At 41.7% G+C, this 4,374-nt stretch carries 6 protein-coding genes and 1 other RNA gene; all 7 read left to right on the top strand.

Annotated features, from left to right (window positions below):
* The first annotated feature begins 52 nt into the window (after positions 1-52).
* The 7 genes from tadA (at position 53) to V7Z64_RS12055 (ending at position 4,187) form a co-directional block, all read left to right on the top strand.
* A complete protein-coding gene (gene tadA, locus V7Z64_RS12085) occupies positions 53-541 on the top strand; it encodes a tRNA adenosine(34) deaminase TadA (protein WP_004577799.1) in 489 nt (162 codons plus the stop codon).
* 73 nt (positions 542-614) lie between these two features.
* An RNA gene (gene ffs, locus V7Z64_RS12080) (signal recognition particle sRNA large type) lies at positions 615-879 on the top strand.
* A gap of 109 nt (positions 880-988) precedes the next feature.
* Positions 989-2,668, top strand: a complete 1,680-nt coding sequence (gene dnaX / locus V7Z64_RS12075) for a DNA polymerase III subunit gamma/tau (RefSeq protein WP_004577798.1) — start codon at positions 989-991, stop codon at positions 2,666-2,668.
* 16 nt (positions 2,669-2,684) lie between these two features.
* Positions 2,685-3,008: a YbaB/EbfC family nucleoid-associated protein gene (locus V7Z64_RS12070; RefSeq protein WP_035045628.1), complete on the top strand. Its 324-nt coding sequence runs from the start codon at positions 2,685-2,687 to the stop codon at positions 3,006-3,008.
* A gap of 9 nt (positions 3,009-3,017) precedes the next feature.
* The gene (gene recR / locus V7Z64_RS12065; protein ID WP_004577796.1) at positions 3,018-3,614 is read left to right on the top strand and encodes a recombination mediator RecR; all 597 of its coding nucleotides are present in this window, start codon (positions 3,018-3,020) and stop codon (positions 3,612-3,614) included.
* Positions 3,614-3,835, top strand: coding sequence for a YaaL family protein (locus V7Z64_RS12060; protein ID WP_004577795.1), 222 nt, complete (start codon positions 3,614-3,616; stop codon positions 3,833-3,835). The genes recR and V7Z64_RS12060 overlap by 1 nt, the downstream gene beginning before the upstream one ends.
* Positions 3,836-3,920: 85 nt before the next feature.
* A complete protein-coding gene (locus tag V7Z64_RS12055) occupies positions 3,921-4,187 on the top strand; it encodes a pro-sigmaK processing inhibitor BofA family protein (protein ID WP_297990697.1) in 267 nt (88 codons plus the stop codon).
* Positions 4,188-4,374 lie beyond the last annotated feature (187 nt).

The following is a 4,374-nucleotide window of genomic DNA, read 5'->3' as shown; positions in this document are numbered from 1 at the left end:
TTTTTTATTTTGATATACTCTATGATGATAAAAAAGTACGGGAGTTTTAAAGATGAGAAATGATGAGCATTATATGCGTTTAGCGCTTGAAGAAGCAAAAAGGGCAGAGGAAATAGGAGAGGTGCCAATCGGTGCTGTCCTTGTATATCATGATGAGGTAATTGCGCGGGCTCACAATTTGCGTGAACGAGATCAACGATCCATTGCTCATGCAGAGATTTTAGCTATTGATGAAGCATGTCGAAAACTAGGTACGTGGCGACTCGAACAAACGACGTTGTATGTAACGTTAGAACCTTGTGCGATGTGCGCTGGTGCCATTGTTCTTTCGCGTATTAAACGGGTTGTGTTTGGTGCAAATGATCCAAAAGGGGGCTGTGCAGGAACGTTAATGAATTTATTGCACGAGCCGCGGTTTAACCACCAAGTGGAAGTTGTCAGTGGAGTGTTAGCTGAGCAATGCGGTGAGTTATTAAGTCAGTTTTTTCGGCGCTTGCGTCAACAAAAAAAAGAGAAAAAAAATAGTTGTTCTTCCAATTAAATTCCATGGTGTAGTCGTTGCAATTTGTATAAAAAAGAGATATACTTATACTTGCGTTAGCGATAACGCATTGCCGTGCTAAGCGGGGAGGTAGCGGTGCCCTGTACTCGCAATCCGCTCTAGCGAGGCTGAATTCCCTCTTTAGGCTAGTTTGCTGTAGAGTCTGCCTAGAGTAAGTGGTGTTGACGTTTGGGTCCTGCGCAATGGGAATCCGTGAACCCTGTCAGGTCCGGAAGGAAGCAGCAGTAAGCGGACCATCCCATGTGCCGCAGGGGCGCCTGAACCGAGCTAACTGCTCTAGTAACGTTTATGGCAGCTAGTCGACAGAGGGTGCACGGCAATTTACATAAAGCGGATGAAAAGCACTTGCGTGGTTGGCAAGTGCTTTTTTCATATGATTTTTAATGATATAATGAACAAGATATGAGCAAAGAGGAGGGCAGTTTCGTGGGTTATAAAGCTTTATATCGTGTTTTCCGACCGCAAAGCTTTAAAGATGTTGTCGGTCAGGAACACGTTACAAAAACGTTGCAAAATGCCCTGCTTCAACAAAAAATCTCCCACGCCTACTTATTTTCAGGTCCGCGTGGAACTGGAAAAACGAGCATAGCTAAAATTTTCGCTAAAGCGATCAACTGCGAGCATCGTCCAACGGCAGAGCCATGCAACGAATGTCCGACTTGTTTAGGCATTACGAACGGTTCTATTTCTGATGTGTTAGAGATTGACGCCGCATCAAATAACGGGGTAGATGAAATCCGTGATATTCGTGAGAAAGTGAAATTCGCCCCGACCTCAGCGCCTTATAAAGTGTATATTATTGATGAAGTGCATATGTTGTCTATTGGGGCGTTTAACGCTTTGTTAAAAACATTAGAAGAACCTCCGAAGCATGTCATTTTCGTTTTAGCGACAACAGAGCCTCACAAAATTCCATTAACAATCGTTTCGCGATGCCAACGATTTGATTTTCGGCGCATTGAGTTGAAGGACATTGTCTCCCGGCTGAAAACGGTTGTTGCTGAAGAAAGTATCGATGTGGAGGAGGAGGCGCTGTTTGCTATTGCGCGCGCTGCTGATGGTGGAATGCGCGATGCCCTAAGCTTGCTCGATCAAGCTATCTCTTTTAGCGATGATCGCGTATTGCTCGAGGATGTGTTAGCGGTTACAGGTGCGGTTTCACAGCGGAAAATTGCAGAACTCATTTGTGCGATATATGAAAAGAAAACTGTGGAGGCGTTGCGTATTTTCCAACATTTCATGGAGCAGGGGAAAGATCCGAACCGCCTTGTCGAAGATTTAATCTACTACTATCGGGATATGCTTTTATATAAAGCAGCGCCACAGCTAGAAGATGCTACACATCGCGTGCTCGTCGATGAGCGATTTCGCGAGCTTGCAAATATGATTCCGACGTCACTTATATACGAAGCGATCGATTTATTGAGTAAGAGCCAACACGACATGCGCCTGACAAACCATCCACGTGTCCATATGGAAGTGGCAATCGTGAAGCTTTGCTATGAAGAGGAGCGTGCGGTACAAGCTTCAATTTCATCTTCACTAGAGGAGAAGGTGAAACAACTTGAAGAACAGTTGGCGAAACTAAAGGAAATGGGTGCGAAGCCCGTTGTTGCAGAAGCGAACGAGCAAGTGAAAAGAACGGTGAAAAATATTCGAACAGATTATAAAGTACCGATAGGGCGTATTCATGAAGTGCTTCGCCAAGCAACACATCAGCATTTGTCTCTCGTCAAAGGAAATTGGACACATGTGCTCGATTTATTGAAAAAGCAAAATAAAGTATCGCATGCAGCGTTATTGCAAGAAAGTGAGCCTGTAGCAGCAAGTAGCACGGCTTTTGTGTTAAAATTTAAATATGAAATTCATTGTAAAATGGTTGCTGATAACAGTAACTATGTTAAAGATAATTTAGAGCAAGTACTGTTCGACTTAACAGGGAAGAAGCTCGATACGATTCCTGTTCCAGAAAGTGAATGGGTTCAAATTCGCGAGCAGTTCATTCGTCAACAAACGAATGACGAGGAGCGTCATGGACAGGAAGATCCGTTTATTGCGGAAGCGAAAAAGTTATTTGGTGAACATTTAATTGAAATTAAAGAGTAATGGAGGAATGATGGAAATGATGCGTGGAATGGGAAATATGCAAAAAATGATGAAGCAAATGCAAAAAATGCAGAAGGATATGGAGAAAGCGCAAGCAGAGTTAGCAGAAAAAACAGTTGAGGGTACGGCAGGAGGCGGAATGGTTACCGTCGTCGCTAATGGCCATAAACAAATTTTAGAAGTAAAAATCAAGGAAGAAGTCGTAGATCCAGAAGATATCGACATGTTACAAGATTTAGTGCTCGCTGCAACAAATGATGCGTTAAAGAAGGTAGATGAGTTGACAGCGGAAACGATGGGACAGTTCACAAAAGGACTGAACATACCGGGGTTATTCTAGGAGGCTAACATGTACTACCCAGAGCCGATATCGAAATTAATCGACAGCTTTATGAAGTTGCCAGGCATCGGACCGAAGACGGCCGTCCGTCTGGCGTTTTTTGTCTTAAATATGAAGGAAGATGTCGTATTAGACTTCGCGAAAGCGCTCGTCAACGCAAAGAGAAATTTAACATATTGTTCTTCGTGCGGTCATATTACTGATAAAGATCCTTGCTATATTTGTGAAGATACGAAGCGTGATCGTTCGATTATTTGTGTTGTTCAAGATCCGAAAGATGTTATTGCTATGGAGAAAATGAAAGAATATAACGGACTTTATCATGTATTACATGGAGCGATTTCCCCTATGGAAGGGATTGGTCCTGAAGATATTAAAATTGCCGAGTTGCTCAGACGTCTTCAAGATGAGACCGTTCAAGAAGTGATTTTAGCGACGAATCCGAACATTGAAGGAGAAGCAACGGCTATGTATATTTCACGCTTGTTGAAACCGACAGGTGTAAAAATTACTCGCATCGCTCATGGATTGCCGGTTGGCGGGGATTTAGAATATGCTGATGAAGTGACGCTATCTAAAGCTCTTGAAGGAAGAAGGGAATTGTAGTGTTTTGGAAACGAAAAGGGTGGCTACGTAAACAATTTAACGACCAACTCATTGAAAGGTTACAACGTTATCGAGATGAATGGATGGGCAAGAAGCAATTAATAGACAAAAGCGTTGAGCCTTCAGACAAAATCATATTTGATTTAAAAATTGCTGAAGCAAAATATTTATTTCTCCTTCGAGAAGCGAAAAAGCGAAAAGTATCAATTGGGAAGGGATAATTCCTTCCCTATTTTGTTTAGGCTTGTCATACAGAAAGAAGGTAGACATATATTTAAAAATAAAAAGGTTGAAGGAGAGGGAGATATGAATGAAACGGTCGTCGTCGTGTCAATCGTTAGTCTTATTGTCATCATTTTGCTTGTTGGTATTCCGGTACGTTTGATTCGACTGGTCGGTGAAGGAATTGCTCGTGTCGTAATCGGAGCTTTATTCATTTTTTTAATTAATATTGCTGGAGATGTAGCTGGTATTCATTTACCAATCAATTTGTTTACAGTAACTGTTACTGGCTTTTTAGGCATCCCCGGTATCGTAGCGCTCATTTTTATTCAACAATATGTCATTTCATAAACGGACATATCCGTTTATTTTTTTGTTGACGAATATAAGTGTTCATGGTATATTAATAAACGTCGTTGTTGATATTAAAAAAAGTATTGACAAGTAGATCGCGTTATAGTATCATGAAACATGTCCTTAATCTTCCTTGAAAACTGAACAAAACAGCAGCGTAAAAGCTAGAGATAAACTTTCTATG

This window comes from Anoxybacillus sp., from assembly GCF_036834105.1.
Lineage (GTDB): Bacteria > Bacillota > Bacilli > Bacillales > Anoxybacillaceae > Anoxybacillus.
The sequence above is the reverse complement of the archived record's forward strand: the minus strand, read 5'-3'. Positions and strand labels throughout refer to the sequence as shown.

Excerpts from the sequence above, each read along its gene's own strand:
- tadA (WP_004577799.1), top strand. The coding sequence starts at position 53 with ATGAGAAATGATGAGCATTATATGCGTTTAGCGCTTGAAGAAGCAAAA.
- recR (WP_004577796.1), top strand. The coding sequence starts at position 3,018 with ATGTACTACCCAGAGCCGATATCGAAATTAATCGACAGCTTTATGAAG.
- V7Z64_RS12070 (WP_035045628.1), top strand. The coding sequence starts at position 2,685 with ATGATGCGTGGAATGGGAAATATGCAAAAAATGATGAAGCAAATGCAA.
- V7Z64_RS12055 (WP_297990697.1), top strand. The coding sequence starts at position 3,921 with ATGAATGAAACGGTCGTCGTCGTGTCAATCGTTAGTCTTATTGTCATC.